Origin of the sequence: Thioclava sp. GXIMD4216 (assembly GCF_037949285.1) — a bacterium.
Classification (GTDB): Bacteria; Pseudomonadota; Alphaproteobacteria; order Rhodobacterales; family Rhodobacteraceae; genus Thioclava; species Thioclava litoralis.
In genome coordinates this window covers 496748-513969 of the sequence record NZ_CP149926.1, presented here as the reverse complement: position 1 = coordinate 513969, position 17222 = coordinate 496748, and the positions used below count along the sequence as shown (strand labels likewise).

Here is a 17222-nt window from a genome sequence, read left to right as displayed (position 1 = left end):
TCTACCCTGCTAAATGACGCTCCCGTCGACAAGGAGCCCGTACCGGCGTGCGATTTCTAGCCTTATCAGGGCGATATCGTACTTTTGTCCAGCCAAGTCCTGCCGCATCTCGGCATAATTTTCAAATTGGTTAACAAGCTCCATCAGGCTGCGCCCGCCCAGACGGTACTGCTCGGTGTAAAGCGCAAGGCTCTTTTCCATTTCGGCAACCACATTGGCATCCCGCCCCTGCTTCGCCTCTGCAGCCGTCAGCTTGGATTTCAGCGTCACCACATCCTGATAGGCTTCCTGCCGTGCCTGTTCGACCTGCTGCTGCGCCGATTGGCGCGCCGCATCCAGCGCCTTGAGCTGATCGCCCGTGCCGAAACCGAACCCGCTGCTGGTGCCAAGATTGACCCCCGCATCCGGTTTACCGCTCCCGACAGAGGCGCTGGCCGACAACCCCGGCAACAGCCCCGCACGGCTGATCTTTGCTTCGGCGACGGTCAGGCCACGATTGCCTTCGGCTTCTTTGACGCTCAGCGCATCGGGCAACGGATCGGGAATATTCAGTGCATCGATTCCCCGCGCAGGCACCGCAGCGCCGCCCGTCATGGACTCAAGCTGCGCAATCTCTGAGCGGGCGGTGTCGCGCAATGCGGCCTCGGTGGCCTGCATATCGATCAGCTTCTGGGTCAGCACCCGCTGCTCGGACATATCCGACAGGCCGCCTTCCACGCGCTGGCGCATGATATTGTCATATTCTGACAGCTTGTTGCTGGCCTGCGTGGCCGCAGCGCCCTCGGCTTCGGCCTGACGGGCCTTGATATAATGGGCAAGTGCCGAATAGACCTTGTCGTTGTAATCCGAAGACAGGTTCACCGCTGCCAGTTCGACATCGGCCGCGGCATATTCGCGCTCGGCCCGTTTGGCCCCATTGTCAAACAGCACCTGATCCAGAACGATCGACGTCGCCAGATCCCCCAGCGAGGTCAGGCTGACGCCCGGCTTCAGAGTGGGCAGCCAGTTTTTCGATTTGGCCTGAGCGGTCAGCTTCTTGACGACAAGTTCGGACTGGGCGGCACTTTTCTGGTAGCCCAGAACCGCTTTGGCGACCTGATCATAGGCCCCACCCGCAGGCAGGACAGAACGTCGGGACGCCAGATCGCCGATAATCGCAGAGCTTTGCGCCGTCACACCGGGAGGCTGTTCGGCAAAGCCGTTCTCGGAGGGCGCATAGGCCGACCGGCCAGAGGGAAACGGCGTCCCTCCGCCCAGACAACCAGAAAGAGAGGTCATCACGACACTCAGAAGTGCCGCCCGGACGAGAACCGTCCGGGAATTGCACATATCAGCCATCTACCCGCCTTAGATTACAGAGGTCGTGATGCTGTCATCGACATAAAGCTTCGCATCGCCGTCATCGAGCGTGTAAAGCGTGTAACCATCCATATCGCTTGTGTCGGATTTGGTCATCCCCGAGACACTGACGGTATCATCGGAGTCCCCCTCGATGATCAGCGTATTTTCCGCACCGGTCAGGGACTGGATCTGGTCGCCGCTGATGGTCAGGTTCACATCCGCCAGATCAAGGTCGATCTTGGAGAAATCGAACTGGTCCAGACCGGCGCGCGACAGATCAAGATTGACCTCGGTTTCGCTGGAAACGGTCAGGGTCGAACTTTCATTGCCTGCCGCATCAACATCCGTCACCGCGAAATAGGTGCTCATGGCCTGCGACGAGAAGGAATAGATGTCCTCGCCCGAACCGTCATTCGCGGCGGTTGCGGTATGCGTCAGCTCGGTCACCGTCCCATCGCCGGAGATTGCCGACACGGTGTAGCTATCAGCCTCGCCATCGGAGTCGGTATAAAGGGCACGCACGGTGCTCGACCCGTTGGTGGACCAGGTGACATCGGGCGCTTCGGGCGCTTCGAGGTCATAGCTGAAGGTGCCGGAGGTCGCGGTATCGCCTTCAAGCGTGTTGCCATGTGCATCGACCGCGGTGATCGAATAGGTCGCCGTGCCGGTGCCTGCGGGCAGATCATCGGTGCCGAATGTGGTCGTCCACGTCCCGTCGGCCCCGACCGTCACCGTCTGGGTCGCACCGGTTTCGGTGATCGTCACGGTGATGGTCGACCCTGCCTCGACAGTGCCCGAAATCGCGAACCCGCTGGCCGCTTCGGCGCTGTTCACGGTGTTATCGGCCGTCACCGAGTTGACCGAGAAGTTCTCGACAACCGTATCGAAGACGACATCCAGCGTGGTCGAACCGCTATTGCCATATGCATCCACGGCGGTCACGGTCAGGGTTTCGGTTGCCGCGGCACCCTCGGGCAGGCTATCCGCCGGAACCGTCGCGCTCCAGGTTCCGGTCGCCGAGTTCACGGTTGCCGAAATCTGGCTGCCATCCGCCAGCGTCACCGTCACCGATTGCGCCCCGACTTCGACCGTGCCGCTCAGCACAAGACCGCCAGCCCGCTCGGTGGCGTTGACCACATTATCGGCCAGATCATCATTGGGCGTGCTGGTCGAAACGGTCAGCGTATCCAGAACGGTGTCCACCTTGATCGTCTGGCTTGCGCTGGCCGTATTGCCATAGGCATCGGTTGCGCTCACGCTGATCGTCGCGGCAGAGCTATCGGCAGGCACTTCGGAGGCGCTGAAATTCGCGCTCCAGGAGCCATCGGCACCGGCAACGACCGTTCGCGTGCCCGAGCCGAAGCTGACAGTGACCGTGGCCAGTGCCTCTGCGGTCCCCGTCAGGATCATGCCGGAGGTTTCCGAGCCGCTGATCACGTTATCGCCCATCTGCGTGCTGTCGATGCCCACCGACACCGAGCTATCCACCGTTACGGATTTCGTAGCGGTGGAGACGTTGCCCGCATCATCGATTGCGGTCACGGTCGCCACATAGCTGCCGCTCGACAGCGACGAATCCGTGACAACCGCGCTCCAGTTTCCGCTGGCATCGACCGTTGCATCATAGATCTTGCCGTTGATCGACACGCTGACCGACGTCGCGTCCAGATCGGTCGTCCCCGAAAGGGTGAAGCCCGAAGAGGCTTCTGCCGCGCTGACCACATTGTCAGCGGTCACATTGGCCGAAGAGAAGGATACATTAAGTTCGGTATCGACGACCAGAACATCGTTAAGAACGGTGACGTTCCCGTTCACATCGGTCGCGGTCACCACCATATCCGTCGAGTATTCGCCCGCCGGAAGCTGGTCTTGCGTGAACGTCACACTCCAGTTGCCATCGGTGTCAACCGTGGTGCTTTGTTCCTGACCGTTGATCGTGACCGTAATCGAGGCCCCGGCCTCGCCCGTCCCGCCAATCGAGATCCCGTCCGCATATTCGGCCAGATTCTCGATATCGGAGGTCGATTCCGCACCATAGGTCACTTCGACCGCAGGCGGCGTCATGTCGATCAGGAAATCCGGACCATCAAGGGTGTATTCCGTTCCGCCAGGCGACGTTACCACAACGGTCGAGGTCATATCCCCATCCGACGGGAAGGTATCATCCTCGAAGGTCACGGCCCAGTCGCCATTCTCGTCCACCGTGGTCTCGATCGTCTGGTCCCCCAGCGTCACAACAACGGTCGATCCGGGCTCGCCGGTCCCGCTGACCTCGGCCTTGGGATCATCGGTATTGGTGGTCAGCGTGTAATCGGCATCGGGGTCATTGACCGTCGGGATGATGGCATCATCATCACCATCGTCGCTGCCACCGGTGTTTTTGTCTTTATCGTCATCTTCATCGTCGCCACCGCCGCTGGCCAGCGCAACCGCGCCCGCAGCCGCCGCACCGCCTGCCAACAACGGACCAAGTCCGAGCAGCGGAGCAAAGCCGGCCATACCGGCGGTATCTTCCTCGACCGGAGCAAGAATGTCGTCGCCATCCAGGAAGGCCAGCTCGTCATTGGGGCTCCACTTGCCGATGATTTCCGGCTCGGAGTAATTGGCAAACAGCACGCCGTCGCCGCTATCTTCCAGATTGACCTGCGTGATCTCGCCATCGGCAGAGATATACAGCGTGTTGGCAGGGGCCTCGAAAAAGCCTGCCAGATCCACAACGCGACCGTCGGTCAGAACGACGTGCAAATCGCCGCCAGCGCGTTCGTATTTCAAAATATTCGTTTTGCGCAGATTCAACGAAACCGCGTCGCCGCTCCCGACCTGGATAAAATCGCCAGCACCATCGCCTGCAACCGTTCCACGAGAAACGCCGCCCGTAACATCACGGACGGCAAAGTCCACTGACTTTGCCATGAGTCTTGCTCCGCCTCAAAAAAGATGTGCAGCTCTTTTGACTGCATTTGTTTTTGCTCTCCCAAGCGGTAGCGGATTTTCGCTGACAAGCCTAGTTAAATGTCTCTTAACGTCAATTAATGGCCATACTTATGACGCGAGGGCCACGCATGTGACAAAAATACGCCACATTTTACCTGCTCATTTTCTTGGCATCCGCAGCCCGAAAACCTGCGAAAGAAATTGCCGGTCACTTTTAGATGATAGAGTTTCTATAGCCTTATCAATATCTTGCCATACTGCCCTATGCCCTTTTTCTGTAGGGGCACCATAGCAGACCGTCGGTCGCGCAACATGGATCAGGCAGATTTTCTCAGCCCACATATTATAATCTGGCATATAGACGAAACGCCGATAGGCACCGATCCTGCGGATGCCGGAAATACCCCAGCCGGTCTCTTCGCGCACCTCCCGATGCAGTGCCGCAAGCGCCCCCTCGCCGGGATCGATTCCACCGCCCGGAAGCTGAAATTCCGGCACGGGCTTCTCCTGATGGGTAAGCAGCACCTGATCCCCCCGCAGCAAAAGTGCATAGGCACCGGGACGGCGCCTGTAGTGCTGCCCTCGGCGCAGCGGCTCTCCGAAACGTGGAATCATGGCAAAGCCCTTTTATATGACACGACAAAATCGCGGGAAATTCCGCGAGGTCTTGGGTTCGCGGCTTGTCGCGCCCATATAGGCAAGGTAATCCCGCTGCCAAGCCAAAGGCAAACCCCCTTCGAGGACCTATATGAGTACGCTATCCCAAATCGCCTGGGACGATACAGTTCTGCCCTTCCAGCTCGACCGTTCGGACATCCGTGGCCGCGTCGCACGGCTGGACGGTGTTCTGGAAGAAGTCCTGAAACAGCATGACTACCCCACCGTGGTCGAGGCACTGGTGGCCGAGGTCGCCTTGCTGACCGCGATGATCGGCCAGACCATCAAACTGCGCTGGAAGCTGTCGCTGCAGGTACGCGGCGACGGCCCGATCCGCATCATCGCCACCGACTATTATGCACCTGCCGCCGAGGGCGAACCTGCCCGCATCCGCGCTTGGGCCAGCTTTGACAGGGACCGCCTTGACGAGGCGGGCGACGGTTTCCCCCAGATCGGCAAAGGCTATTTTGCCGTTCTGATGGATCAGGGCGAGGGCACGACCCCCTATCAGGGCATCACGCCTCTGGCGGGCGGGTCGCTGACCGCCTGTGCGCAGGCCTATTTCGCACAGTCCGAGCAGTTGCCGACCCGCTTCCAGCTTGCCTATGGCCGCGCCACCCTGCCCGGCCAGTCCGAGGCATGGCGCGCCGGTGGTGTGATGCTGCAACATATGCCGCCCGCCTCGCCGCTGCGCGCCCCCGAAGAGGGTGGTGCCGATAGCGAAGGGCTGCTGACCGCCGAGGACATCCTTGACGGCGAAGAAGGCGAGAACTGGAACCGCGCCAACATCCTCTTGGACACGGTCGAAGAGATCGAGCTGATCGGCCCGCGCATCCATGCGACCGACCTTCTGGTGCGATTGTTTCACGAGGAACAACCGCGCGTCTTCGATCCGCAGCGTGTGGAATTCGGCTGCACCTGTTCGGCGGATAAGGTGCGCAACAGCCTGTCGATCTATTCGGCCAAGGACATCACGCATATGACCACCGAAGACGGCATCGTCACCGCCGATTGCCAGTTCTGCGGCGCGCATTACGAATTCGATCCGCAGACGCTGGGGTTTGAAGCCACGAAAAACCCCGATGGCACCCCGGTCGAGGCCAAGGATGAGTGATCTTTCGTCCCGGTTACAGGCCGCTCTGGCCCGACCGGGGCGACCCTCTTCGGATTACGATCTGAACGAGGGGATCTCCCTGCCTGCGGGGCGCGTACTGCGCCCTGCGGCTGTGCTGGTGGCGTTCGAAGACACGCCCTTCGGGCCGCAGCTCTATCTGACAAAACGCGCCTCCCATCTGAAGCACCACCCGGGCCAGATTGCCTTTCCGGGCGGTAAGGTGGATGCGGGCGACCGCGATCCTGTGGCCGCCGCCCTACGCGAAGCCCGCGAGGAAATCGGCCTGCCTTCGGAAAATGTGCAGATCCTTGGCCACCTTGACCCGCATGAAACCGTCACCAGCTTCTCGATGGTTCCGGTTCTGGCTCGGATCACGACGCCGTTCCGCCCCGCCCCCGAACCGGGCGAGGTCGAGGAGGTGTTCACCGTGCCTCTGCACCATATCGCTAATCCTGCGAATTTCCGCCTTGAGGGGCGGCGCTGGCGTGGCACGTGGCGGCACTATTACGCCGCCCCCTATGGCCCCTACTATATCTGGGGCGCTACGGCGCGGATCCTGCGCTCTTTGGCAGACAGGCTGACCCCGTCATGAAACTAACGGATGACTGGCTGACAGCCCCTGCCACACAGGCCGTAATGCAGATGCTTGAAACAGCCGGCCATCAGGCGTTCTTTGTCGGTGGCTGTGTGCGCAATGCCGCCTTGGGTGCACCGGTCAGCGATCTGGATATTGCCACCGATGCCCCGCCACAAAGCGTGATTACACTCGCCAATGCCGCTGGTCTGAAACCCATTCCCACGGGCATAGAACACGGCACGGTGACAGTGGTCTCGGACCATATCCCGCATGAAATCACCACCTTCCGCCGCGACGAGGAGACCGATGGCCGCCACGCTCTGGTTGCCTTTTCCACGGATATTGCCGAAGATGCGGCGCGGCGCGATTTCACGATGAACGCCCTTTACGCACGCTCGGATGGCGAGGTCCTCGACCCGCTGGGCAGCGGTCTGGCGGATCTGCAGGCGCGTCATCTCCGGTTTGTCGGACATGCGGAAGACCGGATTCGCGAGGACTATCTACGTATCCTGCGCTTCTTCCGTTTCACCGCATGGTATGGTGCGCCTGAAAACGGTCCGGATGCCGAAGGTCTGGCCGCCTGTGCCGCCTTGGCCGAGGGCATTGACGGCCTCGCCCGCGAGCGTATCGGCGCGGAAATGCGCAAGCTTCTGGCCGCGCCCGATCCTGCGCCCGTCATTGCCTCGATGGCGCAAACCGGCATCCTGTCCCGCCTCCTGCCCGGTGCGGATGCCAAAGCCCTGCCCGTGCTGATCCATCTGGAAAACGGGCGCGGCCCCGATCCGCTGCGACGTCTGGCCTGCCTGACATCGCAGCCCGCCACCGCCGCATTGCGCCTCTCACGGGCCGAGGCAAAACGTCTGGCCCGTCTGCGCGAGGCCGCGCAAGACATCGGCAGTCCCACCGAAATGGGGTATCGTCTGGGGGGCGAGGACGGGTGTGATGCATGGCTTGTCCGCGCAGCACTTCTGGAAATGCCGATGACACCCGACTGGCCCGCGCAGATTGCCTTTGGTGCCGCACAGACATTTCCGGTCACCGCCCGCGATCTTTTGCCCGCCTTACAGGGCAAGGAGTTGGGCGATAAGCTGGCCGAGCTGGAAATCCGCTGGATCGGCAGCGGCTTCACGCTGGATCGTGCGCATCTGCTAGGCTGAGCCTGCGCACCGCCCCCCTTGGCCGGACGCACGGCACGGTCTAGCTTGACCTGCAAAAGGAGCATGCTGATGATAAACCCCTTCCGCAAGGCCAGATCCGCCCCACCAACCACACTCGGGCGCTTTCTCTTCTGGTGCCTGAGGGGCGCATGGGGGCTGATCACGGTATCGGCCCTGCTATCCGCCGCAGCAGGCGCGATGGAAGTGGTCTCGGCATGGCTTCTGGGGCGCGTGATCGACAGTCTGATCTCGACGACGCAGGGCGATATCTGGTCCGACCACGCGCTGATCCTTGGCGGTTTCGTGCTCTTCTATCTGGTGATCCGCCCTGTGGTCTTTGGTCTGTCAACAGCCGCCAACCACCTATTGTTACAGCCGAATATCTTCCCTCAGGTCTTGTCACGCCTGCACCGCCACACGATGGGCCAGTCGGTGACCTTCTTCGATAACGATTTCGCCGGTCGCATCGCCCAAAAGCAGATGCAGACCGCCCGCGCGGTGACCGATGTCGCACAAGGCAGCATAGAGACCGGCATGTTCGCCCTCTCGTCGATCCTCGGCTCGGCAGCCATGCTGGCCGCAATCGACGGTTGGGCGGCGCTGGCGCTGCTGCTATGGATGATCGCGATGGTTCTGGTGATCCGCACCTTCCTGCCGCATGTGCGCGGGCGGTCGAAGGCGCGCGCCTCCGCACGGGCTATGGTGTCGGGGCAGGTGGTGGATACGATCACCAATATCAAGACGGTGAAGCTTTTTGCCAATACCGAACACGAGGACCGCGAGGCCTTGGGCGCGATGGAAAGCTTCCGCGAACGCGCGATCGCCTTCGGACGGGTCTCCACCGGCTACCGGACCGCCCAGATGGCGCTCTCCGGCCTGCTGCCGGTGGTTTTGGTTGGCGGTACGGTTCTGCTCTGGCGTCAGGGCGCGGCCAGTGCGGGGGATGTGGCCGCCGCAGGGGCCATCGCCATGCGGATCGCGCAGATGTCGGGGTGGGTGTCGATGTCGCTGATGCAGATCTATGGCTCGATCGGTGAGGCGGAAGACGGGATGAACACGCTGGCCGCGACCCACGGCCTGACCGACCACCCCGATGCACAGGACATAGGGCGCGCGCAGGGCGCAGTATGTTTTGACCATGTCAGTTTCAGTTACGGGCGCAGCGAGGGTGGATTGCAGGATATTTCTCTCGCTATTCCCGCAGGCCAGCGCGTCGGTATCGTGGGGGCGTCAGGCGCAGGGAAATCCACCCTCGTTGCCCTGCTTCTTCGGTTGTATGATACCGAAAAAGGGGCCGTTCGGTTGGATAATACCGATATCCGCACGATCACGCAGGAAAGCCTGCGCCGTCAGATCGCTATGGTCACGCAGGAAACAGCCATGTTCAACCGCTCCGCCCGCGAGAACATCCTCTATGGTCGCCCCGATGCCACCGAACAGGAGATCATCGACGCCGCCCGCGCGGCCGAAGCGCATGATTTCATTCTCGATCTCGAAGACCATAAGGGCAATAAAGGATATGATGCGATGCTGGGCGAACGCGGGGTGAAACTCTCGGGCGGCCAACGCCAGCGTATCGCCCTCGCCCGCGCCTTCCTGAAAAACGCGCCTATTCTGGTGCTGGACGAGGCCACCTCGGCACTGGATTCCGAGGTCGAGGCGCAGGTGCAGGACGCGCTGACCAATGTGATGGCCGACAAGACCGTACTGGCCATCGCCCACCGCCTGTCCACCATCGCCGAAATGGACAGGATCGTGGTCATGGAGAAAGGCCATATTGCGGAAGACGGCACGCATGATGAACTGCTGGCGCAGAACGGCCTCTATGCCCGCTACTGGAACCGGCAGTCGGGCGGCTTTATCGGTGCCGAGGACAACGCGGAAGATGTGGAGGCGGCGCAATAGGCTTTGCCTTGCGGCCAAGGGCTGCTAAAGCCTGCCCTCAAGCAAAGCCAGCCGGATAGCCATCATGACCGATCACATCTATAGCGTCGACCGCCTCTCCATTCAGGCCGATGGCGTCATCCGCAGCGAAGAGGGCACGATCCACGCGCCGCTCACCCTCCCACAGGAAGACATCACCGGCGAGGTCGTTGCTGGCCGGATCGCGCAACCGAAGATCGTCAACCCTTCCGCCAGCCGAGTCCGGCCTCCTTGCCCGCATTATCGCGCCTGCGGGGGCTGCAGCCTGCAACATGCCTCGGATGCATTCGTGGCCGACTGGAAAGCCAGCGTGATCGAAACGGCACTGGCCGCGCGTGATATCGACGCCAAGGTCGAACAGGTCTTCACCTCTCCCGCCAATTCACGCCGCCGCGCCACGCTTTCGGGGCGCCGCACCAAAAAGGGCGCGCAGGTGGGCTTTCATGGCCGCGCCTCCGGCACGATCACCGAAATCACCGGCTGCACCCTGCTGCGCCCCGAGCTGCTGGCCCATCTGCCCACGGCCGAAGCCCTGACCATCGCCGGAGCCAGCCGCAAGGGCGAGCTGTCGATGACGCTGACCCTCTCGGAGGCTGGCGTCGAGATCGCCTGCACCGGCGGCAAGGAGATTTCGGCAGATCTCTTCACCACGCTCTCCGAGATCGCCCATAAGAACGGGCTGGCGCGGATCTCATGGAATGGCGAGATGATCGCCGCGATCCGTCCCGCATGGCAGGCGATGGGACGGGCACAGGTTGCCCCGCCCGCAGGCGCTTTCCTGCAGGCCACGAAAGAGGGCGAAACGGCGCTGACCGATTTCGTTCTGCAAAACCTCGGCAAGGCCGCAAAAGTGGTCGATCTGTTCTCGGGGTCGGGCACTTTCACCCTGCCTCTGGCCCAATATACCGATGTCCATGCGGTCGAGGCCGAAGCCCCCATGCTGGAGGCTCTCGACCAAGGCTGGCGCAAGGCGCAGGGCCTGCATCGTGTGACCCATGAAGCCCGCGATCTCTTCCGCCGCCCGCTGCTTCCCGACGAGCTCGACCGTTTTGACGTAATCGTGATCGACCCGCCGCGCGCCGGCGCGGAGTCCCAGATTGCCGAAATCTGCCGCTCGGATGCCACACGTGTCTTGCATGTGTCCTGCAACCCGATCACTTTCTCTCGCGATGCCAAGACCTTGCTGGAAGCAGGATTTGTCCTGGAGAAACTTATCGCTGTCGACCAGTTCCGTTGGTCTGCCCATATTGAAATCGCTGCGCTGTTTACCCGTTGTTAACCACGTCTAAAGCAGACTCGATCTAAAGGCAGAAAACGGCTAGAAGGCCTATCGAGCAGACCTATCAAACAGGCAAAAAATGCAACGCAGAACGCTTCTTTCGGGCCTTGGCGCAATGGCCCTTCTGTCGGCATGTGGCGACAGTTCGAAGTTCAAGAATTACGAAGGCGCGCCGGTGACACAGATTCAGGTCTTCAAGAAAGACCGCAAGATGTATCTGTTCTCGGGCGACCAGATCGTCAAGACCTATGACATTGCTCTGGGCGGCCAACCGGTTGGTCCCAAGCAGTTCGAAGGTGACGGCAAAACCCCCGAAGGGGTCTATTACATCGACTGGCGCAATCCCAATTCCGCCTATCACCTGTCTCTGCGCGTGTCCTATCCGAACCCGCAGCAGATCTCCTTCGCTGAAAGTCAGGGCCGCAAACCGGGCGGAGATATCTTCATTCACGGGCAGGCAGGGGCCAATAAGGGCCGCGGCAAGGACTGGACCGCAGGCTGTATTGCCGTGAATGATAAACAGATCGAGGAAATCTATTCGATGGTGCTGACCGGCACCCCGATCTTTATCTACCCCTAAACGGCCCCGCGTCGCGGCAGGCATCAAAAAAGGCCCTCTTGCGGGGCCTTTTTCTATGTCGGACAAGCCATGTTACGAGGCATAGCGGGTGTAGGGCGGGCGCATCAGCGCCCGGTCAACATGGTCCACCAGATCTTGCCCGACGGCTCCTGATACCAGGCAAAGCCCATCTCGGTGGCCGCCGGATTGAGGATCACATCGCGGGTCTCCGGATCGCTCATCCAAGCCGAAAGGGTTTCGGTCTCGGTTTCATAGGTCTCCGAGATATTCTCGCCCACGACTTCGCCATAGAAGCCCGCGCGTTTTGCACGATCCAGGGGCGAGGACCCGTCCGAGCCCCAATGCCACGGCCGGTTCTGCTTGGCCATGTCCTTGCTATGCACCGTGGCAGCGATCGCCAGCTGTGTGTTCAGCTGCATCGGGCCGGTACCACGGGCGGCGCGCAGGCTGTTGACCGCCTCGAGCGCGCGGCTCGGGATCACCTCGGCATCCTTTTTGGTGATCCGATAGACTTTCGGCATCGGCTTCCCATCGGGAGCCAGCTGCACATCGTTTGAAGTGGTCGCGCAGGCCCCGAGAGCCATCAGCAACGCAAGGATAGGAAGTGCTTTCATACCGTTCACCGTCGAATTCTCTGGCCGCCAGCGATACACGCAGCCGCGCTTTGCTTCAAACCCACAGTTCCGTGAGGACATCAAATGCCTGCGGGTTGCGACACTGACGCCATGTTTTTGCCGCCGGACCGCTCAGAGGCGGTGGATCCAGCCCTGCAAATTCTCCTCGATGACCTCGCTCAGCAGCGCGATATGGGCATCACCGTCATTGAGACAGGGGATATAGGTAAAGCTTTCGCCACCCGCATGTTCGAAAGCCTCGCAGATCTCGCCCTTGATCTCTTCGAGGGTCTCGATGCAATCGGCCGAAAACGCGGGCGAAATGACAGCGATACGCTTTTTGCCCGCGCGGGCCAGTTCGGCCACATGTTCGACAGTATAGGGGCGCAACCATTCCTCGGTGCCAAAAACCGACTGGAAGGTGGTGTGGATGCGGTCTTTGTCCCAGCCCAGCCGCTCGCGCAGAAGGCGCGTCGTCTTCTGGCACTGACAGTGATAGGGGTCGCCTTCCATCAGATACCGCTTGGGCATGCCATGATAGGAGCAGACCAGCACATCGGGCTGTGCCCCGTCTGGATAGGCGTTCAGCACCGATTGGGCCAGAGCCTCTATATAGTTCGGGCGGTCGAAATATTCCGGAACGACGCGCGCGGCAGGCTGCCGTTTCTGGGTCATCAGCGCCTTGAAAAACGCATCATTGGCCGTGGCCGAGGTCGCCCCCGCGTAATGCGGATACAGCGGGAAGAACAGGATCTTCTCGCAGCCGTTCTTCACCATCCGGTCCACCACGGATCGGGTCGAAGGATTGCCGTAGCGCATACAGAAATCCACCTCGACGCGGTCGCCATAAAGCGCCGCCATCGATTGCTTCAGCTTGGCCACCTGCTGTTTGGTGATCGTCATTAACGGGCTTTCATTGGCCTCGTTATTCCAGATCGTCTTGTAATTCGCCCCCGAGGTGAAGGGGCGCTTGGACAGGATAATCAGCTGCAAAAGCGGTTGCCATTTCCAGTTCGGAATATCGATAACGCGCTTGTCCGAGAGAAATTCGCCCAGATACCGGCGCATCGACCAGTAATCCGTTCCATCCGGAGTGCCCAGATTGGCCACAAGGACACCGATCTTGGCCGTAGGCACCGCAGGGTGGTCGGCAGGCGCATGGCTCAAGCGCGGATTGGCTGGCTTCGGCATGGAAAGATCCTATCGCGGTTTCGGAACATTTCCGGAGATAACGCGTTCGGGAACTGTGTCAAAGCCCAAAGTTCTCATGACCCGCGGCTACGCGGTCCGCCAGCTTTGACATGGGCCGCATTTTGGAATTAGTCTCAGGTATGGACATGATGGAATATCGCACCAAAGTGCCACCGCTCGATTGCTCTGACACAGCTCTTTTTCTCGATTTCGATGGAACATTGGTCGATATAGCCCCCACACCGGATGCCGTGGTGCTTCCGGCGGATCTGGGGCTTTTGCTGTGCCGTCTGGAAGAGGCGACGGGAGGGGCGCTTGCAATCGTATCGGGCCGTTCTCTCAACGAGCTAGAAGGCTTCCTGCGAGGCTTCGACGGCGTCATGGTCGGCTCGCACGGGTCGGAAGCGCGCGGCATGACGCCCCCGCTGGAGACCCTGCCCGAAGGGCTGGAGGCCGCCCAGACCGAAATGCGTGATTATGCCGCGTCGCGCGGGCTGCTTTACGAGCACAAATCGATGGGGGCCGCGATCCATTTCCGCAACCGTCCCGATGCAGGGCCGGAAGTGCGGGCCTTCATCGACCGGCTGGCGATCACCAATCCGCGTTTCGAGGTCCAGCCCGCGAAAATGGCCTATGAGCTGCGTCCGGCAGGGTTTTCCAAAGATGGCGCGCTTCAGCTTCTGTCGGACCTTCCCGCCTTTCTTGGCCGTCGACCGGTTTATATCGGCGATGACACCACCGACGAACCCGCGCTGGACTGGGCCGAGACCCACGGCGGCTTCGGCATCAAGGTCGGTGAGGGTGCAAGCTGTGCAAGCCAGCGCCTGCCCGACCCTGCCGCCGTTCTGGAATGGCTACGGGCGGGAGGGGCGCGCTAGGATGGGACGGCTGATCTGTATCTCGAACCGCATCCCTTCCGGTCCCAATCCCTCGGGCGGTCTGGTTGTTGCACTGCATGACACGATCAAGGAAACAGGGGGGATCTGGATCGGCACATCGGGGGAGATCGTGGACACCCCCGAGAACACCTTGCATGAAATCACCGACGGTCCCTTCCGCCGCATGGCCTTCGACCTGACCGAGGCCGAACAGGAGAATTATTATTTCGGCTTTTCCAATCAGGTGCTCTGGCCGCTGTTTCACGGACGGACAGACCTGCTGGAGATCCATGCCGAATATCTCGACAGCTATAAGGAAGTGAACCGCCGCTTTGCCAAGATGCTGATCGAGGTGATCGAACCCGAGGACCGGATCTGGGTGCATGATTATCACCTGATCCCGCTGGCGCTGTATCTGCGCCAGTTGGGGGCGAAGAACCGGATGGGCTTTTTCCTGCATACGCCCTTTCCCAATCCGATCACGCTGCATGCCCTGCCAAATGCCGAAGATGTCTGCGAATGGCTGGCCAATTACGAGGTGGTCGGCATGCAATCCGAACGCGATGCCCGCGCCGCCATTGCCTGCCTGACCGAGATCGCGGGCGCGCAGGAGCTTGCGGGCGGCTTCGTACAGCTTGGCGAGCGGCAATGCCGTGTTGCCGCCTTCCCGATTGCCATCGATGCGCAGGAATTCCGCCATCTGGCCGAAGAGCAGATCGACCGCTTGCCCGCAGGGGTAATCAAGCCGGACCGGCGGCTGATCATCGGGGTCGACCGGCTTGATTACACCAAGGGCGTGCCGCAACGGTTCAAGGCTTTTGGCGAGTTCCTGTCGCGCCATGAGGAATGGCACCGCCATGTCTCGCTGATCCAGATCAGCCCGCCCACCCGCGAAGGGGTGGAGGCCTATGACAATATCCGTGAAGAGACCGAGCATCTCTCGGGGCAGGTCAACGGCCAGTTCGCGGATATCCAGTGGGCGCCGATCCGGTTCATCAACCGTCCTGTTCCACGGGAAACACTGGCGGGGCTGTATCGGGCGGCCCAGATCGCGCTGGTCACGCCGCTGATGGACGGGATGAACCTTGTGGCCAAGGAATTCGTGGCAGCCCAGAACCCCGAGGATCCGGGCGTTCTGATCCTGTCGCAATTTGCCGGTGCGGCCGAGCAGATGGATGATGCGCTGATCGTCAATCCGCATGATATCGAGCAGATGGCCACCGCCATCATGACCGCACTGGCCATGCCGCTGCAGGATCGCCGGCGCCACCACGAAGCCCTGATGGATGTGCTTCTGACCAAAGATGTCAGCTGGTGGTCGAAAGGGTTTCTGACCGCGCTGGGTTAGACGGGTTTCTCGCCGGTCGGCAGTTCGAACGTCCCGAGCGCATCGGCCAGCCGCCTGCGGGCCGATCCCGGACGTAGCGGCTGCTGCTGGCTTTCATGCGGCGTCCATCCCGTCAACCAGATCGTCTCGAAGGTCGCATGGATACGCCCTTCCGCATCGGCATAATGCGCAAGATAGATGTCCAGCGCCCGCATCAGGACCGCGCGGCGGGTGAAGTGCCGCCTGCGACCGGCCAATGCATTGGTTTCACCCATCGCGCGCAGGTCTGCAAACAGCCGCATCGGATTGGTATAGGCCACGTCGCGGGTGACACTATCGGCCACCGGCAGGGCCAGCCCGACACGCTGCAGGAGCGCCCCCAGATCGCGCACCTCTCCCATCGGAACGACACGCGGACTGAGGCCACCTGTCACCGCGGCTTCGGCTTCGGCCAGTGCCGCGCGCAATTCATGCAGGGTCTGGCCACCGAACAGGATGCCGATGAACAGCCCGTCAGGTTTGAGCGCCCGCATCGCCTGCACGATCTGCCCCACCGGATCATTGGCCCAATGCAGCGCAAAGGCGTGCACCACCAGATCATGCGCCCCCTCTTCAAGGTCAAGCACCTCGGCATCGGGCACGATCTTGGCATCAGGTAGCACAGGGGTCCAGATTTCGGGGAAAGCCGCAATCAGGGCGGGCGATGTAAAGGTTCTATTAACCTCGATCAGCCTTTCCTGAAGATCGGCCACCGCCTCTTCTTGCAAAAACGCATCAAGCCCGCGCGCCCGCGCACGCAGGCGTTGGCGGTCAAGGGCGGGGCGGTCGGTCAGAAGCGGAGGTGTCGTCATGATAAGGCCGAAGAGTAATTCCGAAGCGCCCCGAAGACCAGAGGCGATTGCAGGGCTGCGCCGTCAGGCACGGGCGGCTCTGCGTCTGATCTACCCGCCGCTATGCATCGCCTGTCAGGCACCGGTCTCAGAGGAAGGCGTGCTGTGCCCTGACTGCTGGCCCCGAACGGGGTTCATTCGCGGGCTGTCCTGCGAGACCTGCGGTGCCCCTCTCCCCGGCCAGTCGGACCGCATCGAACAATGCGACGCCTGCCTGCGCACTCCGCCCCCTTGGGACAAAGCGCGCGCCGCCCTGCGCTATGACGGGACCGCCCGCGCCATGATCCTGGGCTTCAAACATGGCGACCGCACCGAACTTGCCCGTCCTTTCGGGCGCTGGATGGCCGAGGCGGGGCGGGATATTCTGGACGAGACCTGTCTTCTGGTGCCCGTTCCGCTGCATCGCTTCCGGCTGATCAGGCGCAAATACAATCAGGCCGCGCTTCTGGCGCAGGCTCTCGCCCGCGAGACAGGCGGCGAACTCTGTGTCGATCTGCTCCGGCGCATCAGGATGACCCCGCCGCAAGAGGGACTGGACCGCAAACAGCGCGCCGAGAATGTGGCAGGCGTCTTTGCCCTGCATCCGAAACGGGCAGATCGGGCGAAAGGCCGCAAGATCGTTCTGATTGATGACGTGATGACCTCGGGTGCCACATTACGCGCCGCCTATGATGCGGTACGACCTTTAGATGCACCCAAGATATATGTCCTGTGCCTTGCCCGCGTTGCAAAAGATCCCTAGATCGCGGTAAATCGCCCT

15 protein-coding genes are annotated in these 17222 nt (G+C 61.3%); 9 read left to right on the top strand and 6 right to left on the bottom strand.

The genetic code is table 11. The features are described from left to right. Nucleotides 1-9 precede the first annotated feature (9 nt). The 3 genes from WDB88_RS02590 to WDB88_RS02580 form a co-directional block, all read right to left on the bottom strand. The gene (locus WDB88_RS02590; RefSeq protein WP_339108650.1) at nucleotides 10-1278 is read right to left on the bottom strand and encodes a TolC family protein; all 1269 of its coding nucleotides are present in this window, start codon (nucleotides 1276-1278) and stop codon (nucleotides 10-12) included. Nucleotides 1279-1347: 69 nt separating this feature from the next. Continuing rightward, a complete protein-coding gene (locus WDB88_RS02585; protein WP_339108649.1) occupies nucleotides 1348-4254 on the bottom strand; it encodes an Ig-like domain-containing protein in 2907 nt (968 codons plus the stop codon). A 180-nt stretch (nucleotides 4255-4434) separates the two neighbouring features. Further along, on the bottom strand, nucleotides 4435-4890 hold the full coding sequence (locus tag WDB88_RS02580) for an NUDIX hydrolase (protein WP_339108648.1): 456 nt from the start codon (nucleotides 4888-4890) through the stop codon (nucleotides 4435-4437). Between the two features lie 133 nt (nucleotides 4891-5023). On the opposite strand from WDB88_RS02580, the gene WDB88_RS02575 reads away from it, so the two are divergent. The 6 genes from WDB88_RS02575 (at nucleotide 5024) to WDB88_RS02550 (ending at nucleotide 11562) form a co-directional block, all read left to right on the top strand. Then, entirely contained in the window at nucleotides 5024-6046 is a 1023-nt protein-coding gene (locus WDB88_RS02575) for an Hsp33 family molecular chaperone HslO (RefSeq protein WP_339108647.1), read from the top strand. After that, nucleotides 6039-6638: a CoA pyrophosphatase gene (locus WDB88_RS02570; protein ID WP_339108646.1), complete on the top strand. Its 600-nt coding sequence runs from the start codon at nucleotides 6039-6041 to the stop codon at nucleotides 6636-6638. The genes WDB88_RS02575 and WDB88_RS02570 overlap by 8 nt, the downstream gene beginning before the upstream one ends. Next, nucleotides 6635-7780 (top strand): CCA tRNA nucleotidyltransferase, encoded by a 1146-nt coding sequence (locus WDB88_RS02565; RefSeq protein ID WP_339108645.1) that lies wholly within the window; start codon nucleotides 6635-6637, stop codon nucleotides 7778-7780. Before WDB88_RS02570 ends, WDB88_RS02565 begins: the two co-directional genes overlap by 4 nt. A gap of 69 nt (nucleotides 7781-7849) precedes the next feature. Beyond that, on the top strand, nucleotides 7850-9685 hold the full coding sequence (locus tag WDB88_RS02560) for an ABC transporter ATP-binding protein (protein ID WP_339108644.1): 1836 nt from the start codon (nucleotides 7850-7852) through the stop codon (nucleotides 9683-9685). A gap of 64 nt (nucleotides 9686-9749) precedes the next feature. Further along, the gene (locus tag WDB88_RS02555) at nucleotides 9750-10982 is read left to right on the top strand and encodes a class I SAM-dependent RNA methyltransferase (protein WP_339108643.1); all 1233 of its coding nucleotides are present in this window, start codon (nucleotides 9750-9752) and stop codon (nucleotides 10980-10982) included. A 79-nt stretch (nucleotides 10983-11061) separates the two neighbouring features. Then, complete coding sequence (locus tag WDB88_RS02550; RefSeq protein ID WP_339108642.1) at nucleotides 11062-11562, top strand: L,D-transpeptidase family protein; 501 nt, start codon at nucleotides 11062-11064, stop codon at nucleotides 11560-11562. A gap of 104 nt (nucleotides 11563-11666) precedes the next feature. Here WDB88_RS02550 and WDB88_RS02545 read toward each other — a convergent pair whose 3' ends face one another. Both WDB88_RS02545 and hemH read right to left on the bottom strand, forming a co-directional pair. Next, nucleotides 11667-12176, bottom strand: a complete 510-nt coding sequence (locus tag WDB88_RS02545; RefSeq protein WP_339108641.1) for a CAP domain-containing protein — start codon at nucleotides 12174-12176, stop codon at nucleotides 11667-11669. A gap of 132 nt (nucleotides 12177-12308) precedes the next feature. Then, a complete protein-coding gene (hemH, locus tag WDB88_RS02540) occupies nucleotides 12309-13367 on the bottom strand; it encodes a ferrochelatase (RefSeq protein WP_339108640.1) in 1059 nt (352 codons plus the stop codon). Nucleotides 13368-13513: 146 nt separating this feature from the next. On the opposite strand from hemH, the gene otsB reads away from it, so the two are divergent. Together otsB and WDB88_RS02530 are read left to right on the top strand one after the other, a co-directional pair. After that, nucleotides 13514-14245, top strand: coding sequence for a trehalose-phosphatase (otsB, locus tag WDB88_RS02535; RefSeq protein ID WP_339108639.1), 732 nt, complete (start codon nucleotides 13514-13516; stop codon nucleotides 14243-14245). Further along, nucleotides 14178-15593, top strand: a complete 1416-nt coding sequence (locus WDB88_RS02530; protein WP_339108638.1) for a trehalose-6-phosphate synthase — start codon at nucleotides 14178-14180, stop codon at nucleotides 15591-15593. The genes otsB and WDB88_RS02530 overlap by 68 nt, the downstream gene beginning before the upstream one ends. Here WDB88_RS02530 and WDB88_RS02525 read toward each other — a convergent pair. Then, complete coding sequence (locus WDB88_RS02525; RefSeq protein WP_339108637.1) at nucleotides 15590-16423, bottom strand: methyltransferase domain-containing protein; 834 nt, start codon at nucleotides 16421-16423, stop codon at nucleotides 15590-15592. The genes WDB88_RS02530 and WDB88_RS02525 overlap by 4 nt on opposite strands. Here WDB88_RS02525 and WDB88_RS02520 point away from each other — a divergent pair. Beyond that, the gene (locus tag WDB88_RS02520; protein WP_339108636.1) at nucleotides 16422-17204 is read left to right on the top strand and encodes a ComF family protein; all 783 of its coding nucleotides are present in this window, start codon (nucleotides 16422-16424) and stop codon (nucleotides 17202-17204) included. The two genes, WDB88_RS02525 and WDB88_RS02520, sit on opposite strands and share 2 nt — an antisense overlap. Nucleotides 17205-17222 lie beyond the last annotated feature (18 nt).